At 31.4% G+C, this 21,126-nt stretch carries 27 protein-coding genes; 12 read left to right on the top strand and 15 right to left on the bottom strand.

The window, feature by feature from the left end:
• Positions 1–574: 574 nt before the first annotated feature.
• Positions 575–2,224, bottom strand: coding sequence for a thermosome subunit alpha (thsA, locus tag QZN45_RS02495; RefSeq protein ID WP_292881577.1), 1,650 nt, complete (start codon positions 2,222–2,224; stop codon positions 575–577).
• A gap of 119 nt (positions 2,225–2,343) precedes the next feature.
• Between thsA and QZN45_RS02490 the strand changes: the two genes are divergently transcribed.
• The 4 genes from QZN45_RS02490 to QZN45_RS02475 are packed head-to-tail and all read left to right on the top strand — an operon-like array spanning position 2,344 to position 4,694.
• Positions 2,344–3,360 carry a hypothetical protein gene (locus QZN45_RS02490; RefSeq protein ID WP_296810864.1) on the top strand — a complete coding sequence of 339 codons (1,017 nt, stop codon included), beginning with the start codon at positions 2,344–2,346 and terminating at the stop codon, positions 3,358–3,360.
• A gap of 37 nt (positions 3,361–3,397) precedes the next feature.
• Positions 3,398–3,553, top strand: a complete 156-nt coding sequence (locus QZN45_RS02485; RefSeq protein ID WP_165814026.1) for a hypothetical protein — start codon at positions 3,398–3,400, stop codon at positions 3,551–3,553.
• Positions 3,554–3,591: 38 nt separating this feature from the next.
• Complete coding sequence (locus tag QZN45_RS02480; RefSeq protein ID WP_296810863.1) at positions 3,592–4,044, top strand: hypothetical protein; 453 nt, start codon at positions 3,592–3,594, stop codon at positions 4,042–4,044.
• A gap of 8 nt (positions 4,045–4,052) precedes the next feature.
• Positions 4,053–4,694 (top strand): DUF116 domain-containing protein, encoded by a 642-nt coding sequence (locus QZN45_RS02475; protein ID WP_296810861.1) that lies wholly within the window; start codon positions 4,053–4,055, stop codon positions 4,692–4,694.
• Here QZN45_RS02475 and QZN45_RS02470 read toward each other — a convergent pair.
• Genes QZN45_RS02470 through QZN45_RS02455 form a run of 4 tightly spaced genes read right to left on the bottom strand, consistent with a single transcriptional unit; the run spans position 4,691 to position 7,695 of the window.
• Entirely contained in the window at positions 4,691–4,909 is a 219-nt protein-coding gene (locus tag QZN45_RS02470) for a hypothetical protein (RefSeq protein WP_296810859.1), read from the bottom strand. The two genes, QZN45_RS02475 and QZN45_RS02470, sit on opposite strands and share 4 nt — an antisense overlap.
• Positions 4,896–6,098, bottom strand: a complete 1,203-nt coding sequence (gene hmgA / locus QZN45_RS02465; protein ID WP_296810857.1) for a hydroxymethylglutaryl-CoA reductase (NADPH) — start codon at positions 6,096–6,098, stop codon at positions 4,896–4,898. Before hmgA ends, QZN45_RS02470 begins: the two co-directional genes overlap by 14 nt.
• Positions 6,098–6,958 carry a succinate--CoA ligase subunit alpha gene (sucD, locus tag QZN45_RS02460; protein WP_292605450.1) on the bottom strand — a complete coding sequence of 287 codons (861 nt, stop codon included), beginning with the start codon at positions 6,956–6,958 and terminating at the stop codon, positions 6,098–6,100. Before sucD ends, hmgA begins: the two co-directional genes overlap by 1 nt.
• An 11-nt stretch (positions 6,959–6,969) precedes the next feature.
• Positions 6,970–7,695 carry a hypothetical protein gene (locus QZN45_RS02455; protein WP_292605452.1) on the bottom strand — a complete coding sequence of 242 codons (726 nt, stop codon included), beginning with the start codon at positions 7,693–7,695 and terminating at the stop codon, positions 6,970–6,972.
• A gap of 142 nt (positions 7,696–7,837) precedes the next feature.
• Here QZN45_RS02455 and aroD point away from each other — a divergent pair, with 142 nt between their 5' ends.
• Both aroD and QZN45_RS02445 read left to right on the top strand, forming a co-directional pair.
• Positions 7,838–8,515, top strand: a complete 678-nt coding sequence (gene aroD, locus QZN45_RS02450) for a type I 3-dehydroquinate dehydratase (protein ID WP_292605453.1) — start codon at positions 7,838–7,840, stop codon at positions 8,513–8,515.
• A gap of 5 nt (positions 8,516–8,520) precedes the next feature.
• Positions 8,521–9,123: a S24/S26 family peptidase gene (locus tag QZN45_RS02445; RefSeq protein ID WP_296810856.1), complete on the top strand. Its 603-nt coding sequence runs from the start codon at positions 8,521–8,523 to the stop codon at positions 9,121–9,123.
• 72 nt (positions 9,124–9,195) lie between these two features.
• On the opposite strand, the gene QZN45_RS02440 is transcribed toward QZN45_RS02445, so the two are convergent.
• Together QZN45_RS02440 and QZN45_RS02435 are read right to left on the bottom strand one after the other, a co-directional pair.
• The gene (locus tag QZN45_RS02440; protein WP_292605457.1) at positions 9,196–9,534 is read right to left on the bottom strand and encodes a P-II family nitrogen regulator; all 339 of its coding nucleotides are present in this window, start codon (positions 9,532–9,534) and stop codon (positions 9,196–9,198) included.
• 10 nt (positions 9,535–9,544) lie between these two features.
• On the bottom strand, positions 9,545–10,762 hold the full coding sequence (locus QZN45_RS02435) for an ammonium transporter (RefSeq protein ID WP_292605459.1): 1,218 nt from the start codon (positions 10,760–10,762) through the stop codon (positions 9,545–9,547).
• A 277-nt stretch (positions 10,763–11,039) separates the two neighbouring features.
• On the opposite strand from QZN45_RS02435, the gene QZN45_RS02430 reads away from it, so the two are divergent.
• Genes QZN45_RS02430 through QZN45_RS02405 form a run of 6 tightly spaced genes read left to right on the top strand, consistent with a single transcriptional unit; the run spans position 11,040 to position 15,143 of the window.
• Entirely contained in the window at positions 11,040–11,360 is a 321-nt protein-coding gene (locus QZN45_RS02430) for a hypothetical protein (RefSeq protein ID WP_292605461.1), read from the top strand.
• A gap of 2 nt (positions 11,361–11,362) precedes the next feature.
• Entirely contained in the window at positions 11,363–12,589 is a 1,227-nt protein-coding gene (locus QZN45_RS02425; protein ID WP_292605463.1) for an HD domain-containing protein, read from the top strand.
• A gap of 8 nt (positions 12,590–12,597) precedes the next feature.
• Entirely contained in the window at positions 12,598–13,146 is a 549-nt protein-coding gene (locus QZN45_RS02420) for a UbiX family flavin prenyltransferase (protein ID WP_292881606.1), read from the top strand.
• Positions 13,147–13,710, top strand: a complete 564-nt coding sequence (cbiT, locus tag QZN45_RS02415; protein ID WP_292605465.1) for a precorrin-6Y C5,15-methyltransferase (decarboxylating) subunit CbiT — start codon at positions 13,147–13,149, stop codon at positions 13,708–13,710.
• A 17-nt stretch (positions 13,711–13,727) separates the two neighbouring features.
• On the top strand, positions 13,728–14,492 hold the full coding sequence (locus QZN45_RS02410; protein ID WP_292605467.1) for a hypothetical protein: 765 nt from the start codon (positions 13,728–13,730) through the stop codon (positions 14,490–14,492).
• A 21-nt stretch (positions 14,493–14,513) separates the two neighbouring features.
• Entirely contained in the window at positions 14,514–15,143 is a 630-nt protein-coding gene (locus tag QZN45_RS02405; RefSeq protein ID WP_292605469.1) for a molybdenum cofactor guanylyltransferase, read from the top strand.
• Here the strand turns inward: QZN45_RS02405 and rrp42 are convergent.
• The 8 genes from rrp42 to QZN45_RS02365 form a co-directional block, all read right to left on the bottom strand.
• Complete coding sequence (gene rrp42 / locus QZN45_RS02400; protein WP_292605471.1) at positions 15,140–15,925, bottom strand: exosome complex protein Rrp42; 786 nt, start codon at positions 15,923–15,925, stop codon at positions 15,140–15,142. The two genes, QZN45_RS02405 and rrp42, sit on opposite strands and share 4 nt — an antisense overlap.
• 12 nt (positions 15,926–15,937) lie before the next feature.
• Entirely contained in the window at positions 15,938–16,633 is a 696-nt protein-coding gene (gene rrp41, locus QZN45_RS02395) for an exosome complex exonuclease Rrp41 (RefSeq protein ID WP_292605473.1), read from the bottom strand.
• 36 nt (positions 16,634–16,669) lie between these two features.
• Complete coding sequence (rrp4, locus tag QZN45_RS02390) at positions 16,670–17,593, bottom strand: exosome complex RNA-binding protein Rrp4 (RefSeq protein WP_292881645.1); 924 nt, start codon at positions 17,591–17,593, stop codon at positions 16,670–16,672.
• Positions 17,594–17,623: 30 nt separating this feature from the next.
• Entirely contained in the window at positions 17,624–18,325 is a 702-nt protein-coding gene (locus QZN45_RS02385) for a ribosome assembly factor SBDS (RefSeq protein WP_292605477.1), read from the bottom strand.
• Between the two features lie 25 nt (positions 18,326–18,350).
• A complete protein-coding gene (gene psmA / locus QZN45_RS02380) occupies positions 18,351–19,124 on the bottom strand; it encodes an archaeal proteasome endopeptidase complex subunit alpha (protein ID WP_292605479.1) in 774 nt (257 codons plus the stop codon).
• Between the two features lie 219 nt (positions 19,125–19,343).
• Positions 19,344–19,700 (bottom strand): Rpp14/Pop5 family protein, encoded by a 357-nt coding sequence (locus QZN45_RS02375; RefSeq protein WP_292605701.1) that lies wholly within the window; start codon positions 19,698–19,700, stop codon positions 19,344–19,346.
• The gene (rnp3, locus tag QZN45_RS02370; protein ID WP_292605481.1) at positions 19,690–20,400 is read right to left on the bottom strand and encodes a ribonuclease P protein component 3; all 711 of its coding nucleotides are present in this window, start codon (positions 20,398–20,400) and stop codon (positions 19,690–19,692) included. Before rnp3 ends, QZN45_RS02375 begins: the two co-directional genes overlap by 11 nt.
• A 33-nt stretch (positions 20,401–20,433) precedes the next feature.
• The gene (locus QZN45_RS02365; protein ID WP_292605483.1) at positions 20,434–21,048 is read right to left on the bottom strand and encodes a zinc ribbon domain-containing protein; all 615 of its coding nucleotides are present in this window, start codon (positions 21,046–21,048) and stop codon (positions 20,434–20,436) included.
• Between the last annotated feature and the right edge of the window lie 78 nt (positions 21,049–21,126).

Below are 21,126 nucleotides of genomic sequence, written 5' to 3'. Positions count from 1 at the left end.
CCATTGGGACTGAAACATCTGATGTATCATCTACTAAGCTAGTAGCATATGAATCTGTAACATTTACATCACTGGCACTAACAGCACAAACTGAAAAAATAACAGCAAACGCCAAAAACACAGTGAGTAATATTTGTTTGTTCAAAATAATTTACCTCCATAACAATTTTATAAATTACTCATGAGATTACAATCTCACTTCAACAATATTTATCACAAATATCTTATATAAACCTTTGTTATTTCTAAATCCAATTAAACAATTTTAATTTTTAAAAATAAGACTAAAAACCTATGAAAATAAACAAATAAAAAACATATTAATCTAAATAACCTATCAAAAAACTAAATCATATGAAATATAAATTTAAGTAACTTTAATTTATTAAAATTAAAACAGTAATGTAAAAGCTTATTAAACAAAATAACATATAATTTAAACTTGATTTAATAAAAAAAATTAAATTTAATTAAGTTAAACCAAAAAACAAAGATAATATTAAATTAATACTGTAAAATAAGATTATATTTAAAAAAAAATAGAAAAAATTGAAAAATATAAAATTTTTCAAAATTACATCATTGGAGGCATTCCACCCATACCTGGGGCAGGAGGCATTGGAGGCATACCACTTGCATCATTTCCACTTTCATCAGGTCCGGTAGATTCTAATGCATTTCTTGCTGCAATCATATCATCAATACGTAAAATCATTTCAGATGCTTCACCAGCAGATTGAAGTGCTTGGATTTTAACTCTCAATGGTTCAATTACACCAGAATCTTTCATATCTTCTACTTCACCAGTAAAGACATTTATACCTAAGAAAGGAGAATCTTCGTGAGCTGCTTTTAAATCTGCAATTAAATTAATAGTATCTAAACCTGCATTTTCAATTAAAGTTCTTGGAATAACTTCCAATGCTTCAGCATATTTTAAAATAGCCAATTGTTCTCTTCCACTTACAGATTCACCATATTCTCTTAATTGTTTTACTAAATCTATTTCACAAGCTCCTCCACCAATGAGGACTTTACCTTCTTCTATAGTAGCTGCAACAACACCTAAAGCATCATCCAATGCTCTTGCGATTTGTTCAGTTACGTAACGGGTGCTTCCTCTAAGTACAATAGAAGATGCTTTTGGATTTTCACAATCTTCAATGAAAGTTAATTCATGATCAAATACTTTATCAAGATATACACGACCAGCAACACCTAACTTTTCAGGAGATAAATCATCAATGTCAGATACAAATTTAGCACCAGTAGCTTTTTCAATTCTTTCCATATCAGATTTTTTAACTCTTTTGTAAGCCATTATTCCAGCTTTTTTCAAGTAATGTTCTGCCATATCATCAATACCTTTTTGACAGAATAATACATTAGCTCCAGAATCGATGACTTTTTGTACTAAATCTTTAATCATTTGTTCTTCTTGGAGTAAGAAAGATTCAAATTGATCAGGGCTTGTTATATCAATTTTAGTATCAGTATTAATATCTTTTAATTCAATAGGATATTTCATTATAGCGATTTTTGCATCTTTAACTTCTTTTGGCATATTATTAGATACAGGTGCCTTATCTATTACTATTCCTTCAGCTAAAAATGAATCTTCTACTGAATCTCCAGAAACCCTTTGAATATTAATATTATCAATGTCAGATTTTCCATCTTCTTTAATTCTTAATGCTGCTTTAACAACTAAATCTGCTAAATGTTCTTTTGCATAATCAGAACCTTTACCACTCATAGCAGTAACAGCCACTTTTTTAAGAGTTTCTTCGTCATCAGCATCAATAGCAATACCATTTAAAAGTTCAATTGCTTTTGCAGTAGCATTTCTAAATCCTTTAACAACAATGGAAGTTGCTATTCCATCATCCAATAACTCTTCAGCTTTACTTAATAATTCGCCTGCAATGACAACAACAGAAGTAGTTCCATCTCCAACAATGTCTTCTTGTTTTTTTGCTGTTTCTACAAGCATTCTAGCTGCAGGTTGATTAATTTCCATTTCTCTCATGATAGTTGCACCATCATTGGTGACGGTTACATCACCTAATGAGTTAACTAACATTTTGTCCATTCCTTTAGGACCTAAAGTAGTTCTTACAATACCTGATAATACTTTAGCTGCTGTGATATTCATTCTTAAAGCATCTTTTTTTGAATACCTTTCAGTTCCTTCAGGAAGGATAAAAATTGGTTGATTTGCCATTTCATAATCACCTTAAAATTTTTTTAATAAAATAATATAAAAGTAAATTTTTATACATATATAATATAAGTATTGGTAATATAAAAATATTACCTATTAAAGTAACTTTAGGTGTGTTAATGTACGAAGAAATTATAAATGAAATTAAATCTAATTTAGGAGAAAACAAGGATTTAAATAAAAAATATTTATCTTCACAAATGGATGTTTACAAAAATCACCCCAACAATAAGGAAATCCTAAATGAAATCTCCAGCATGATGTGGGATTGCCTTAGCGAATTTGAAAAGGAGGAATATAATCAAATTATTGAAAACAAAACACAATTAATGTACATTTTAAATGAAGTAGCTTATGAAATCGAAAATGGAAAATCAAAAGTCGCACTTGAAAAACTCGATAAATTCATTAATAAATATCAATCCCCTTTTGAAAACGATGACGATGCAGAATACCATTTTTTTACAAATACCTTAGAAGAACTTATTTTCATGAGATACATAGGAAGCAAAAATGAAATTAAATATATCCCAACAAATCAGCCTGTTCTGGACTTATATTATATTTATGGATTTTTACTTCTTGAAGATAAACAATTTGAAAAATCAGAGAAATATCTTAAAAAAGCAATTAAAATCAATCCCGTATCCTCAAGGGTAATACTTGAATTAAGCGAAATTTATAAAATCCACACATACACCTATAATAAATATTATATGTTTGTATCAGACGCATTAAAATATGCATATTACCCCCAGGATATTGCAAGATGTTACAGGCAATTAGGTTTTTACTATATAGAAGAAAATCAAATGGAAATAGCTCTGGCATTATTTATATATAGTATGGAATATGAATTGAGTCCTCAGGCATACAGTGAAATCAATTATATCCAATCCAAAAACAGTGAATTGAAATTAAATTTAGATGAATGCATTAACATTATCAAAAACAAAAATATTCAACTGGGAGTCAACCCTTTTGTTTTGGACACACTTTATGAATTGGCTGATGAATATGAAAAGAATCGCCTATACAGTCAGTCCCTATATTATTATGAAATAATTTATGACTTAACAAATGATGAAAATATTCTTGAAAAAATTAAAAATATAACATCTAAAATAAACTATTAATATATATAATAATATATAATAATATAGGTGATTTTAAATGTGTTCTAGCGGAGGGCCAATGGCCGATATTGATTTGAAAAAATTAAAAACAAAAAAATATCATTGCAAAGACTGTGGAAACTCCTTTAAAGGTCTTGGAAAAAAGGTAGTTTGTCCATCATGTCAAAGTGACAATGTTGAACTTGCAGAGTAAATTTATTTACTCTCTTTTTTATTTTTTAAGTGATTATTATGAATATCGATTTTAAAAATGATGAAATACTATTTCTTGAAGGGGAAACAGGCATCGTAGGCATTGTAAAAGTAGCTTACGAAAATAAAATGTTGTTTATTGCTACACAGGACAACGAAGAGATAGTTCAATTTTTAGAATCAGATGACATAATCGCCGTATCCAACTTTAAAAAAGATAAAAGAGCAATACGTTCACAAGCTTATTTGAGCCGTGAAGAATCTTCGCCATTGATAATTTTAAATAAAGATCATCCATCAACCAAACGTTTGGAAACTGTAATATCCATTGGCGATGGCGTAAACTTAAACTGTAACATAATACCTGGAACACACCCAGAACAAAATATTTTATGTTCATGTGACAGTTTATCAGGACTTAAAATAACAAAAACACCAACTGGGGTTAAATTAAATAAAAATTTCGATAATTACACTATTGAAAAATTTTAGGTTAAAATATGATATTCATTGATTCATTTTATATGTTTTTAGGTCAATTAGTGGTTTTTATAGCCATCTTAATCGTCATACTTTTTATTGTAGTATTGATTTTAGGATATCTAATTGCTCGTAAAAACCAGATAAAATTCCCCAGATTCATTTTATATATTGTGGATTTATTATATTCACCTTTTAAAACAATATCCCGTATCTTAAAGCTTGATGAACATTTGATTGATAATATAGCCATTAAAGTTAGGGATGAAATCAACAAGGAAAAATTCAGACATGTCCCTGCTGAAAAAACATTGATTTTTCTACCTCACTGTTTAAGACATAGGGATTGTCCTGCAACACTCCAAAAAGAGGGTTTGAACTGTACCAAATGCGGATTATGTTCAATAGGAGTTATTAAAAAGAAAGCTGATTCTTTAGGTTATAAATTATATATCGTTCCTGGGTCAAGTTTTGTTAAAAAAATAGTAAAAGAAAATAATTTCCAGGCAGTTATAGGCGTTGCCTGTCATGAAGATTTAAATCAAGTGATGATGTTACTGTCCGATTTTTGTCCGCAAGGAGTTTTACTTGAAAAAACAGGATGTTTTGAAACAAAGGTAAATGTTAAAAAAGTAATTGAAAAACTTGATTCCAAATACTAATAGTCATAATATCTCATGAAATCATCGGATTCCGGTGTTTCACTAAATTCTTTAATGAAATTGTTTAAATCATTGATGAATTCTTCTTTTCTTTTATCCAAATCTTCAATTCTAGAGTAGTCCTTTTTAACGGCAATAGTCATTATCATATCATCAGTTTCAAGAGTTAATTCAGGATACAATTCATCAAAGTCATCCATTTTATCCTCTTCCATGTTGTTGGTGAGCTCTTGCAAGATGTCCTGCTGCAATTGCCCCAACAAGAGATAATTCACCTGCCAAAACAGTACATGCCACTATTTCTGCAAATTCTTTTGCATGACCAGAACCTGCAACACCTAAAATTTCCAATCCTTCATGAGCTACTTCAAGGCTTGTTCCACCACCAACAGTAGCTACAGGCAAATCAGGTAAGTTTACAGAGAAATATAAATCACCATTTCTATTTTCAGCAGTGGTGATTCCTAATGAACCTTCAACAACATGAGCTGCATCCTGTCCAGTCGCTAAAAATATTGCAGCAACCATATTTGCATAATGAGCATTGAATGCCATACTTCCACTGGCTGCAGAACCAATCAGATTTTTAGCCATATTGACTTCAACAATTGCATCAGTTGTAGTTTTGAGTTTTTTCTCAACAATGTCTTTAGGTATTAATATATCTGCTATGACTGTTTTTCCTCGGCCTTCGACTATATTTATGGCAGCAGGCTTTTTATCAACACAAACATTACCACTTAATGCAAGATGATTCGCAGTAGTGTCTTGTGCTAATTTTTCCAATATTTTTTCAGAAGCTATTGTTACCATATTCATTCCCATACTGTCTCCAGTTGAAAAAACAAATCTTGGATAAACATAGCTTCCAACAATTAAGATAGGATCAATTTTAATTAATTTTCCATGTGAAGTTGTACCTTCAGCAATTTCTTTTAATTCATCGAAATTATCAATAAACCATTGTTTGATTTTTAAAGCTTCACTTGCACCACTACATTTGATTGCAGGTGCACGAGTCATAATATCTGACACAACTCTTGCATTAGCCCCACCAGAAGCAGTAATTGTAGATGCACCCCTATTTATTGATGCAACAAGTGCTCCTTCAGAAGTAGCTAACGGAACAAACACCTCCCTTTGACAAAACTCTCCATTGATTTTCAAAGGACCTGCAATTCCCATTGGAAGTTGCAATACGCCAATAGAATTTTCAATGTTACGGGCAGATGCTCTTTCCATATCCAGTGTGTAATTTGAGATATTGGATAAATTCAGGCCATATTTCTGCTCTAAAAATTCTCTTCTAATATCAGTTGCTTCACTGGCAGAAACCTCACCATCAACCTGGTAAAGTTTCATTTCTTCATTTAATAATTTATCAATAATTTCTTGATTTGACATTACATAACCTTTTTAAGTAATTCTACAATTTCAGATGGTTTTTTAGCTACATCCACACCAGCTTCATTTAAAGCTTTGGTTTTACTTGCAACAGTACCAGAATCTCCCTGAATAATAGCTCCTGCATGACCCATTCTTTTGCCAGGAGGTGCAGTTCTTCCAGCAATGTAAGAAACAACAGGTTTTGACATTTCATCATGAATGTATTTTCCAGCTCTTTCTTCTGCATTTCCTCCGATTTCACCAATTAATACCACAGCATCAGTAGCATCATCTTCTTCAAATCTTTTTAATATGTCAACATAATTATTTCCGGTGACAGGGTCTCCACCAATACCTACAGCAGTACTTTGACCGATTCCAGCATTTGTAAGTTCACTTGCAATTTCATAAGTTAATGTACCGCTTCTTGAAATTACACCAATATTTCCTTCAGAAAAAATATGAGTAGGCATTATTCCCAATTTACCGACTCCAGGAGAAATAATTCCCGGAGTATTTGGACCTATGACAGTAGTATCCATCTGTTTTGCATATTCCATAATTTTCATACTGTCATGAACAGGAATATGTTCTGAAATAATAACAACTAAATCCAAATGTTTTATTGCTTCAAAAGCAGCATCTTTAGCAAACCTTGCAGGTACAAAAATAATTGAAGAATTGATGTCAACTTCTTCTTTAGCTTCTTCAATTGAATTAAAAATAGGCACTCCTAAAAAGTCTTGGCCACCTTTTCCAGGAGTAAGTCCTGCAACAATATTGGTATTATATTTTAACATTTGTTCTGTGTGAAATGAACCTTGTTTTCCAGTTATTCCTTGAACCAAACATTTTGTATCTTCATTTAATAAAATCATATATAAAACTCCTATCTTAATATTCTTGTTTTATTTTCAAATGGAACGGCTAAATCAATAACATTTCCATTCATAAAAGCAGTAGCGGAAAATATTACACTACCCGGCAACACATTACAGGTTGTCCCTCTTTTAACTAAATAAGTATTTTTATTTCCAAGTGCAGCACCAATCATCGCTCCTGCAATCACACCAACAGATTCTATATTTTCAACAGTAGCCACAACAACTGGATCATCCGTTTCTGGTGAAACATAACCTACACCAGGTATTTTTCTTGTTTTAGCTTCAATATAATTTGAAACATCAGTACAATTTTTCATGCCTTCTGCAGCTTCAATAGCAGAGTTTGCCACATCTGCTACAAATGGTTCACCACCATATGTGTCAAAACCTAAAACAATAGCATCAGGATATCTATCTGGTCTTATGCTTGCTTCAGCATATGAAATTCCCTCTCCTGCTTCTTCAGGATTCTGTGAAATTCCAGATAAATCACCGAAGTCTTCTGCACTTAATTTTAAAATATTTACAATACCTTCATTAATAGGCTCAAGCAAATCATCTTCTACAAATGCACTTACCACAACATCATCACCAGTGACATTTGTTAAAGCAACATTCCTTGCACCTAGTTCCTTAACTTTATAAAGGTTTTTTTCAATAGTTTCTACTAGCTTAGTACTGCAAGATACATCATTTTTTGAAATATCTGCACCTATAGCTGTAATTTTCAAGTTAACACCTATTTAAAATTTATTAAACAAACAAATAAAATATAAATATTTTATTGGTATATATTTTGTTTTTTAATTTATATAAACATTAATAATTTTTTGAAGAAAATTTAATAATGACAATATATAATATTATATATTAATGTATTCTCAAACCAAAATTGCAATTCCCATTTTTCAAAAAGATTGTGAAAACGTCATAAAAGTAGCTGAGGATTGCATTGAAAAAGGAGCTGATGTGTTAGAATTTAGAATTGATGGACTTAAAAATCCTGACATTACTGAAATTAAAAATACAATCAAAGAAATTAATTTTCCAATGATAGCCACCAATAGAATCAGTACTGAAGGCGGTTCTTTTAAGGGTAGTGAAAAAGATCGCTTCAATATACTATACCAGTGCGCTGAGTTAGTGGAGTATGTTGATATTGAACTTCAAAGCAATGACGAATATATAGAAAAAATACATGATACCGGAGTAAAAACCATCGTTTCATATCATGATTTTGAAAAAACACCCGATTTAAATGAAATAACATACATTGTTGAAAAAGAACAAGAATTAGGAGACATTGCAAAAGTTGCATTTATGCCTCAGGATTTAGAGGATACCTTAACAATCCTTGCAGTTCTTTCACATTGCAGCGACACTATTGCCATTTCCATGGGCGACCTAGGAAGCTACACCAGAGTCATGGCATCCAAATTTAACTCACCAATTACTTTTGCAGCTGGAACTGACGTTACAGCACCCGGCCAAATCGATATTGAAACAATGAAAGCTTTGCTTAATATGGATTTAAACATAATGGACGAGTGATGTAAATGGCTAAAAAAATAATTTTGGCTATATTTATAATTATCATACTTTCTATTTTTGCATTTAATTTAATTTCTAAGGAAACTGTAGATGTTTACATTGATGGTGAAAATGTCAGCGTTTCAACTCATACAATGGCCAATATTAACTCAAAGAGTTTGAATGGTGAAATCTGCGATTATACATTGGATGCTATGAATGATTCAGCATCAAACATCACTACTTTATACAATGGAATTAATGATATATGCACCAGACATGGATTAAAAAATCCTGAAATCAATATTGATTCAATTTTGGGTAAAAATCAAATCCCCATTATTGCATATGTCTGTGGAACATCAATGAATCCAACTTTAAAGGATGGTCAAAGTGTATTGGTGAATAAAACAAAAAATATTCATGTTGGAGACATTGTTATAGCTAATTCTCAAGAATATGGTGGAATCATAAAAAGAGTAGGTGAGATTAACGATGACAGAGTCCATTTAGAAAGCGACAATAAAAATGTTGACTTTGAATACATAAATGGAACATTATACGAACTAAAAGGAATAAGTCCATGGGTTGATTTATCCGAAATAAATGGTGTCGTTATTGATTATTGAAATTAAAATGAAAAAATTTTAATTGGGAAATAAACAAAATTATTCCCCATTTTATACTTTTAAGAAAAATTCCTAAACAGCATTATCACCCTCTTCACCAGTTCTGATTCTAATTACATTATCAATAGGGTAGATAAATATTTTTCCATCACCTATATTACCAGTATAAGCTCCTTTCTTAATTGCATCAACAATTAAATCTACACCGTCATCTTTAACAATTATTTCGATACGTGTTTTTGGAATCAAGTCAATGCAATAACTAGAACCTCTGTATGATTCTCTTATACCTCTTTGACTACCTCTGCCCTTTACTTCAGTTACATTCATTCCTTCACAACCTGCTTCCAAAAGGGCATTTTTAACATCATTGAATTTCTCTTGTCTGATAATAGCTACAATACTTTTCATAACATGTCACCTATGAATTAAAGTTATAAGCAGACTCCTTGTGGAGATTGGAATCTAATCCTCCGATCTCTTCGCCTTCGTCTACTCTCATACCACCCAGTGATTTATCCAATATTTTAGCTAATATGTAACTAATTGTAAATGAATATACAATAGTGGCCACAACACTAATTATTTGAATCAAAACCTGGTCAGGGTTTCCATATAATAATCCGGCAGTTCCGCCAATTGCTGGAACAGCAAATATTCCAGTAGCAATTGCACCCCAAACTCCAGACATACCATGAATTCCCCATACATCTAAAGCATCATCATATCCTAATTTAGGTTTTAGGTAATATATAGCAAAGTATGAAATTATCGGTGATATTGCACCAATCACCAATGCTCCAAAAACATCAACAAAACCTGCTGCAGGAGTAATTCCTACCAAACCGGCAACTGCACCGGATATTGCACCAAGTATTGTTGGTTTTCCTACAATATAAGTATCCAATATAGTCCAAACAACAAGACCCATAGCAGCTGAGACATTTGAAACTATGATTGCATTTGCAGCAAGTCCATCTGCTGCAAGACCTGATCCTCCATTGAATCCCATCCATCCGAACCATAAAAGAGCAGCTCCTAAAACTGCATATCCTAAGTTGTGTGGAATTAATGAAGTGTCTTTTCTTCTACCTAATACTAAAGCGACAGCCAATGCAGAAATACCTGAGTTAATATGAACTACTGCACCTCCTGCAAAATCCAATGCTCCCATTTGCATTAGCCATCCTCCTCCCCATACCCAGTGGGCAATAGGGACATAAACTAAACAAGCCCAAAGCGGAACAAATATTATCCATGCTTTTGTTTTCATCCTGCCAACTAAAGCTCCTGACATTATCGCACAGGTCAAACCTGCAAAAGCACATTGAAACATTACAAACAACAATGTCGGAATTGTTCCGTTTAAATCATCCAAAGAAATTCCCTGTAAAAAGAAATTTGTTGGTGAACCTATTAATCCGTTAACATCACTTCCAAATGCAAATTGGTAACCGAAAATTACCCAAATTATACTAATAATAGAAAATGCAATGAAAGTTAAAAAAATTGTATTTAAAACATTTTTTCTTTTACTTAATCCTCCATAAAAAAATGCTACTGCAGGAATACTCATTAGTAATACAAGTAATGTACAAACCAGAATCCATGCAGTATCACCAGCACTAAACATATCCATTTTATCTTACTCAAAAATTTAATATCGGCCGTAGCCGGAAACAATATGTCGGAAGTATACTTCCGATATATAATAATTGCATTTAGGTATATATAAACATTTTGATTGAACACAATACAAAAACAAAAAAAATCTTAACAAAACCTACAAAAATTTCAAAATAGCTTAAAAAATTACTTTAAAATTCAATTAAATAAGAAATATTAAATAATAGCTTATTAAATAGATAATAATAGTATTGATTAAATTTTTAAATTGAACAGAAAAAAGTGTTATTATGAGAGAGTCAATAAAAGCTAATTTATTAATATTTTTTATAATAGCAATTATTGCATTTTGTATTAGCAGCGTATTTGTAAATTTGACAGTAACACCAAAAACTGATTCTTATAAATTAATTTCAATTGAAAATAATTCATTTATGCCAAAAGAAATTAAAGAAGTTCCTACAATAATAGAACCTGTAAACAAAACAAATACTACCAACACAACTAACCGCACACATAACACTACAAATGTTTACGACAATTATACCACTTATACGGACAATTATACCAACCACTATTCTTATAGTGAAAGTTACAATTGGAGGTATTGATAATGGGAGAAAAGAAAAAATTTATCAGAGATAGTGTATATGGAGATATCAGTTTAAACAAATTTGAAGAACAAATCATGGACATGCCCCAATTTCAACGTTTAAGAAGAATAAAGCAATTGGGTTTAATCAGTTTAATTTATCCCGGTGCAAATCACACAAGATTTGAGCATTCAATTGGAACAATGAACCTAGGATCAAAACTAGCAACCGAATTGGAACTATCGAATGATGAAATTGAACTGATAAGAATCTCCGCACTTCTACATGATATAGGTCACGGCCCATTCTCCCACGTTTCAGAAGGAGTGCTTTCAGTGCCTCATGAAGAACTTACAAAATATGTTATTACAAAAACATCAATGAGAGATTTGCTTGAAGAAAAATTCAACATCAATGATATTGTAGACATTGTCAATGGAAAAGGATATTTAGGACCAATTGTTTCTGGAGAACTTGATGTCGATAGAATGGATTATCTTTTAAGAGATTCACACAACACCGGTGTAGCCTACGGAGTTATTGATTATGAAAGAATAATATCAAACTTAAAACTGGAAGACGGATTAATATTAAATATCAAAGGTGTTCAGGCAGCTGAAGGAGCATTAGTCTCCAGATATTTCATGTATCCAAGCGTTTATCAACACCATACTACCCGAATCGTCAATTCGATGTTTAGAAGAAGTCTTCGAAAGATAATCGATGATGGTATAATCAATGAAAAAGACATTTACAAATATGATGATAATGACATTGTCTCAATATTTAGAAATTGCGACAATAAATATGCAAATGACATCATGAATCGATTAGACAACAGAAAACTGTTAAAAAGAGTAAAGACAATCAGGTTGGATAATTTTAAAATTCCGGAAAAAATGTATAAGATTAAGGCAGATGAATTGAGAAAGGCTGAAAAAGAAATATCTGAGGATTACAATATCAATGAAGACTATGTATTTATCAACATAGCAGCATATCCTCGTTTTGATGAAATGAAAACCCAAGTTGATTTGGATGGAAAATTATATCCCTTGACAGAAATTTCCAACATCATTTCAGCATTAAGCAAAGCCAGATTCAACATACCTGACATAAGCCTTTACGTTCCCGAAGATGAAAAGGAAAAATTTGAAAAATTCAAATTAGAACAATATTTGGATTTGCCGGAAATAGATAAGGAAAAATTCCATGGAATTCATTATGACCAAATTAAACTATTTTAGGAGATAAAATGATTATTGTTGCAATAACTGGAGCAAGTGGAGTAATTTATGGAATAAGATTACTTGAAGTTTTAAAAGAATTAGATATTGAAAGCGGATTAGTTATCAGTGACGCTGCGAAAACAGTTATTGAATCTGAAACCGAATATGAAGTGGATGAAATCATAAAAATTGCCGATAACTACTATGATTTCAATGACATGACCGCTTCAATCAATAGCGGGTCCTTTAAAGCCGATGCATTAGCCATTGTACCATGTTCCATGAAAACACTGTCATCCATAGCCAACGGATATGGATCAAATACAATTACAAGAGTGGCAGATGTGAGCCTTAAAGAAAAAAGACCAACAGTCATTGTCCCCCGTGAAACTCCACTTAGAAGTATTCACATTCAAAATATGCTAACATTATCACAAGAAGGAGCTATAATCCTGCCAGCAATGCCTGGATTTTATTCCAACCATGATACGGTAGATGACCAAATAAACTTCATTGTTGGAAAGATTTTAGACTCTTTAAAAATTGAAAATAATCTATTTAAAAGGTGGAAGTAAATGTTAGAAGATACGGATTTTATTAAATCCTGTGATGTGCCTGGACCAACCAAGGAAGCCATAAGAGCAATTTTGCTATATAAATCTGAAGTAACAGATGCCGACAAGGTTGTCGATTGCGGATGTGGGACCGGAGGACTTACATGTGAATTTTCACAAAGAGCATGTGAAGTCATATCCATTGATACAAATCCCGAAGCAATTGAAGTTACAGGTAAAAACCTTGAAAAGTTCGGACTAGGCGATAATGTCACATTAATTAATGATGATGGAGCAAATGCTCTAAAAGATATTGACAATATTGACATTGCCATTGTTGGGGGTAGTGGCAGACAACTTGAAAATATCTTAGACATTGTTGATGAAAAATTAAATTCAAAGGGCAGGATACTAATCACTGCGATATTGGTTGACACTAAAGTTGAAGCCATTAACAAACTTAAAGATTTGGGATATAATCCAAAAATCATGGAAGTTAATGTTTCTAATGGAAGAGTTCTTGATCGTGGAATATTAATGATTAGCGAAAACCCAATAGCGATTATAACTGCTAAAAAAAGATAAAAAAAGGAGATTACAAAATGAGTAAACGTTTAAGTTGGAAATTAAAATTTTCAATATTAATGGTCCTTTTAATAATTATCATCTATGGATCAAATTATTTGGTCTTAGGAGATGCTGAACATATCATATCTTATGTTTGGACCCATTTAGGTTTTATTCCGGTAGATATTTTACTTGTGGCATTTTTACTTGATGAAATTATTGAAAGAAAAGAAAAAGAAGCAATGCTTGAAAAATTAGATATGCTTATGAGCACCTTCTTTTCTGAAGTTGGAAATGAATTAATCAATCAATTAAGTACCGTAAACAAATATAAAGCAAGTACTGAAAACTTAAAATCCATTAAAAACTGGGAAGATAAGGATTATGAAAATAAATTAAATGAACTTAAAAGTTCTACTGTTGACTTTTCAGCTATAGATATGGGATTAGAAGATAGGGAAGAGTTTTTAGAAAACTTAAGAACCCTATTAGTTGATAAAAGAGAGTTTATTATCAATTTAATAAACAATCCAAATCTACTTGAAAAGGAAGAGTTCACCGGTTTGATAAATGCAATTCTTCACCTGGATGAAGAATTAGAACACAGAAAAGATTTGGCATTAGTTTCAGATTCAGACTTTGCTCATTTAAATGGAGACATGCAAAGAGTATACAGCAAATTAGTCTATGAATGGGTTTACTATTTAAGATACTTGAATAAGCATTACCCTTACATGATTGCATTGATAATACGTACCAATCCATTTGATGAAACAGCAAGCGTATATGTTACAGAATGAAAAAAAAATAGGAGATTTAATATGAGTAATGAAAACGAAAATAATGAAAATATTAAATCTTGTATAATTTTATGTGGAGGTAAAAGTAGTAGAATGGGGCGTGACAAAGGGTCTATGATTATTCAGGATAAACCTATGATAAAACACATCCTTTCTACTTTAAACCACCAAATTAATGAAGCAATAATTGTTTTAAATGATGAAAAAAGAATTGAAAACTATAGCAAATTCATAAATCCAAAAGATTACACTTATAAAATCACCTTTGTTGAAGATAAAATAAAAGACAAAGGCCCTATGCCAGGGATAATGACCGGATTATCATACATCACAAGCAATTATGCATTAGTGTTGCCTTGTGATAGCCCATATGTCTCACAAAAATATGTGAAAACTATTTTTAAAGAAATTGATGTGAATTATCAGGCAATTGTGCCTTTTCATGATTCAAATATGAAACTAAAAACATCCGAACCACTCCATTCAATTTACAGTAAAAATATAATTCCGACTATTGAAGAATTAATAAGTACAGATGTTTTGCACATCAAAGGATTAATAGAAAAAATAGATACAAAATTTGTTTTAATTGATAATAAAAAAATAGAAAAAAAAGAATTTAGAAATCTGAATCGTCCATCAGACATTTAGAGATGTTCTATCAATTCTTTTGTTTTTGAAATAGCTACATTTACAGCTGAAAGAAGTTCTTCTTTATTAAATGGTTGGGAACCGCCTTTTTGCATAGAACAAATTCTACCATCTTTAGTAACACCAACATTTAAACGAGCACTTGCAACTCTTTCTTCATCCAATGTTGGGTCTAAAACCATTTTATCACCAATTTTAACAAAAGTACATAAAGCTAATTCATTGTTGATTGGTAAATCAAAAGTTTCATCTTCACTTAAAACAACTTCTTCATCAACAATTGATGCTACAGGTAATTTAGTGGATTTAAGTGCAGCCATTACAGCTAATTCACATGCATCAAAGAGATTTCCACAGTTATCAATGATATGTAAATCAATAAATAACATCCAAACGTGTTTTCCTTCTTCAACACATAATTTATCCAATTCCACTAATTCACTTTCACGAATACCTCTGTCAACCACACGTGCAAGTTCAATTGAATCATCACTAGGTGGTCCTGGTTCAAAGTTAGGATCAGCCATTGGCAACATTTCACAATTAGTCATTAAAACTCCAAGTTCAGGAGTATCTGGAAATGGGCTTCCAAGTTGTGGTTTAATACCTACAATAACTTGAGTTCCACCAATTTTAACACGAGCAGAACCTTCAGCTTTAGATATTACATCAGTTTCAATAGAAATATCCCTATACTCATCTAATCCCCTGCCATCTTCTCTTTTATCATTTGTGACAAGGTTAGTAATACTTTGTCTTGTAATTTCTGGTACTATATCCATATTATCCACCCACTATTCTGTAGAATATTTTTTCATTAAAGCTTCTTTTTGAAGCTTACTTACTTCAAGACATCCTTCCATAGCTAAATCGATTGCTTTTGCAAATTCTTCTTCAGTTAAATTACCATCACTTTGTAATAAAGTAATTTCACCAGTTCTTGGCATAATAGCTATTGGAACATCAGCTTGACCTTCTTTATCTTCAACTTCAGACAAATCAAGCACAATTTCATCATTAACTTTACCAGCAGCACAACCTACAACAATATCTTTCATAGGTATTCCTGCATCAACTAAAGCAACGGAAGCTGCAGTAATTCCTGCACAACGAGTTCCACCTTCAGCTTCAATTACTTCTATATAAATATCAATCATTGAACGAGGATAATTTTCCAACATTAATGCTGGTCTTAATGCATCAGCAGTAATTTTAGAAATTTCAGATGATCTTCTATCAGGCCCTGGTCTTTTCCTATCATCTACTGAAAATGGAGCCATGTTATATCTGCATCTGATAACACCAGTATTAGGCTCTAGTAATCTTCTGATATATGATTCTCTTGGCCCATAAACAGCAACTAAAATTTTATTTCCTCCAACTTCCAAATAAGCTGAACCATCTGCACGTTCAAGAACTCCAGCTTCAATTTTTATAGGACGCAATTCATTAAACTTCCTACCATCTTCTCTTATCATTTCTGACATCATATCAACCTCATTTTATACACGAAGAATTAATAATCATTATTTATTATTTAAAATAAAAGAATTATTTGAGTTATCACCATAAGATAATGTATTATCCTTTTTATTTTTTCTCTTAATTTCTTCAATAACCTCAGCTATGTTAGGTTTATCTTCTTTTTCATCTTCACTTTCTTCGGCTTCTTCTTCAGCTTCTTTTTCTTCTTGCTCTAATTCTTCTTTAAAATTTTGAAGTTTAGGTTTTTCTAAAACAAATTCTTCTTCCTCTTCAGGAACTTCTTCAGGTGGTAATTCACCATCAATAGCTAAGTATAATTTGTTTTTGATTTTGTTGGTTAAACCGGAAGTATGAGCTTCAGCTTCGATTAAATGAATAACATTTTTGGTAAGTTGTTCCATGTCCCCATCACCTTTAACCCATACAAGACCATTTTGACCAACGACGATTTTACATTTTGTTTTATCTTTAATCATGTTGATCATTGAACCTTTTTTACCGATTAATCTAGGAACTTTGGTTGGAGCAATATCTACAATAATTCCTCCTTTGAATTTACCCATTCCTCTTCCTTTTAAACCAAGTTTTGCCTTTTTGATTTCATCAACGTCGACAACTCTTAAAAATAGCACGTCCCCAACATCATATACTTTGTTGAGTTCTTTTTTCTCACGACCGAACACTTCAAAAGCAGGTAAAATTCCAGAATAAGGTGAATTAATATCTACATCCCACATTGAGAATCTAACATCATTAATCTTACCTATTACAACATCTCCTTTTTTAGGAACATATTTACTTTTAAGAGGAATAACTCTTATTTTTTTATTCCTTAAAGAAACAAGTCCCATTAAAGAAGAACAAACTTTACCATTCTCTTTAAAGGTACCTCTCCCTGAATAGTATTCATCATCAGCCAATACTTGTCCAGGAATAACTAAATCTTTATTCTCCACATATATCATAATAATCCCATAAGTTGAAAATTAATTTAATTATTTAATAGTTCTAGTTTCTGCTTCCCCACTTGAAATTTCAGCCATTTTAGCAGCAAAGGAATCTTGAAGACCACCAGGCATTTCAACAATACCTATCCAGGACCCATCTTGTTGCCATTCTTCATTTATAATTTCACCAAATCCGTGAATTATAGAATAGGCACTACCTGCGGCAGAACCTGGGAGTCTGACTGCAACTTTAACTTTCTCAAACCTGATAGGAATAAGTGGTTTAATAGCTTTTAAAGCAGTTTGGACTTGTTGATCAACTGAAGTGAAAGGATCAAATTTAACTTTAGCCTCATCAATAGCATTTTCAATTCTTTGTGCTGGATGAGGTAATCCATTTTGAGGATTTATTGCTTCTTTAGCTATTTTATTAATAACCAATTTACGTTTATCCTCTTGCATTTTTCTTTTTTGATCAGCAGTTAATTGAACAGTCCCTTTTTCAAGTATAACTTTAGAAACTTCAATAGGATCTGTAGTTTCAAAAATTTTATTCATAGCTTCATCAGAAGCTTTGTCTCCTTTTTTGGAGTCTTTAAAAATTTCTTCAACAGCTAAAAGATCTTCAATGGCAACATCTGGGCCATCAGGATTTCTATAATCAGCTGCTAAATCAGGGTCAACCAATATTTCAAAATGTTCACCACAATATTCATATTTAGCAATAATAGCTTCATCAACATTTACCATTGAAACATCCCCCAACTATAAACATTTATTCTTCATCTTCTTCAGAATCATCCACTTCTTCAACTTCCTCTTCTTTTTCAGCCAAAATTTCATCGATGAATTTTTGAACCTCTTCATGAGAAAGTTTTTCATATTTACCATCATCTTTTTTAATGACAGCAATTTCAACATTGTTTGAAGTAGTATCATGATCAGTAGCTTCATCAATAGCAGTAATAGCTAATTTGATAGCTCCTTCTAATGTAACATCATCAGAATATTTTTCTTCAAAAATATCCATAGCAGCAGATCTGCCGGAACCAATTGCAGTAGCTTTGTATTCGATTAATGCACCACTAGGATCGGTTTCAAATAATTTACATTTATTTTCATATACTCCACCGATGATTAAAGCTGAACCGAAAGGTCTTACACCACCATTTTGAGTATATAACTGTAACATATCACATAACTTTTTAGATAAGCTTTCTACCCTAATAGGTTCGCTATATGTGATTTTGTTAATTTGAGCTTCCACTCTTGCTCTTTCAACTAAAGCTCTTGCATCAGCAACAAGACCTGAAGTAGCTGCTCCAATATGTTCATCTATTTTAAATATTTTTTCAATAGATGAAGCTTCTACCAAATTAGAAGTGGTTCTTTTATCTACAGCTAAAACAATACCTTCAGAACTTTTTACACCGATTGAGGTTGTTCCTCTTTTAACAGCTTCTCTTGCATATTCTACTTGGAAAAGTCTTCCATCTGGGCTAAATACAGTAATAGCCCTATCATATCCAGCATTTTGTAAAGGTTGCATATTAATACCTCATATTTTATATAAATATTTTAATAAATATTACATTTTTAATTCAACAACATAAAAAATAAAACCAATCTCCATGAATGGCAATTTACTTCTAATTACTACACAGTAGTTTATTAAAATACTTTTTTTTACTCAGTTTCCATAAATTCAATTGTTATATATAATATATATTATTTATAAAGTTTTCTATTTTAAAATAACAAAAAGTAATTAAATGAATTTATGTGATGCTTTTATTGTTCCGGACAAACCCACTGTAGTTATGGAAATTCTCTCATTTCTGTACATATTTGCCAAGGCTAATGATGACCTTACATCATCAACAAAATCTCTTTGACATCTTATAATTGCCTTATAACAGTAATATTCTTCAGTTTTTTCAATCTCATAAAATCTCATTACCCATAAATTAAAATTAGCTGAATTGAGTTCTCCTTGAAATTTTACGCATGCATCCCAAACGATTGAAACAAGATTATCCTTAGTAATCTGAGAAGTGATTTTAATATCAACTGTTAAATATCGATTATTTTTGCGAAGTGTAGGTGGAAGAACCTTAAGACCCATCATTAACCCTCCTTACGCCTTTTAAAATAAGATCATCACGATTTTTATTAAATTCCAATATATTCAAAGATGTGATAAATGATTTTTCTATTTCATCATCAGACAATCCAGTTTGTTTAAAAACAGCAACAAAGTCATGAGTGGTTCTAATGTCAAAAACAGATTCTGCCCGAGACGATAAAATTAATGGAAAATCAAATTTTCTGTATAACGTATAGATATCCTTAAAATTAGAAATTACTTTAGACCTATGAGACAGATAACTTCTCAAAATATCTTTAAAGCATAATTCAATAGCAACATTATTGTTTACAGCTTCATGAGAAAGCACATGATTTATTCCACTGTCAAAACGCTTTAGGTATGGTCTTGATAAAACATCAATTTTAATATTTTCCAGAACTGCTCTATTTACCTTTAAATCTCCGCCAACAACTGAAATACATGAAGATTTATTTCTAAACTTATTAGTAATCTTTCTGATTTCATTTACCTTATTTGATTTAATTTCTAAAGTGTAGTCGCATGAAATTTTTTCATTTAACTCATCAATAAGCTCATCCTTAAATTTTAAGGCATCTGCAAAATCATTTTGACCATATGAAAAATTAATATGATTCCAACCATATTCAGAAGCCTGATTGGCCAAAATCAAATTATTTTCCAGGCTGCTACCTTTAATATTTAAATCAAAAAACATACTAGATACTTTATTATTCAGCATATTAATAATTTATTGATATCTGAAAAATTCAACTTCCCAACTGACTGTTTCATAATAATCAATAGTGAAAGTCTCTGAACTGGATAAAGTACACTCAAATGAATCTGATCTGGTTTCTACATCACTAGTTGGTCCCCAGTCTACACCGCCAGTACCACTTGAACCGGTTACATACAAATGATTATCAGCATAATTTTTAATAGGGAATGCTGAAAGTTTCACCATGATTTTACCTGATGGAACATCAATCTTCTGTGATCCGGAACCCGAACCGGAATAACGACCTATAGATTCCCATGACTTGGTTTTTGATTTGGAAGAATCCGCAGATTGGGTGGTTTGTTGATTATTTTCTTCATCACCACTAGCATCCTGAGATGTTTTTACGGATCCACTTGAAGCGTCACTGGTTGAAGAGGAATCTGAATGATTAGTCATTACAAAAGAACCGATAACCGCAACAAGAATAATAATTATCACAATCAATAAAGCCACAATAATTTTAGAATTATTGGAACTTTGATTAACGGCAGGAGGATTATTTTCTTCAATTAATTTCCCACCACATTTTGTGCAAAATTTCGCATTGTCCTTATTTTCAAAACCGCATTTACTACATTTCATTTTAAACAACAAAATTAAATTATATAATATTATTTTTAACACAAGATATATATTAAATTAATTATTTAAATTTAATAA

It is taken from the genome of uncultured Methanobrevibacter sp., assembly GCF_900314695.1.
GTDB lineage: Archaea > Methanobacteriota > Methanobacteria > Methanobacteriales > Methanobacteriaceae > Methanocatella.
This window is presented reverse-complemented; position numbering and strand designations above follow the sequence as displayed.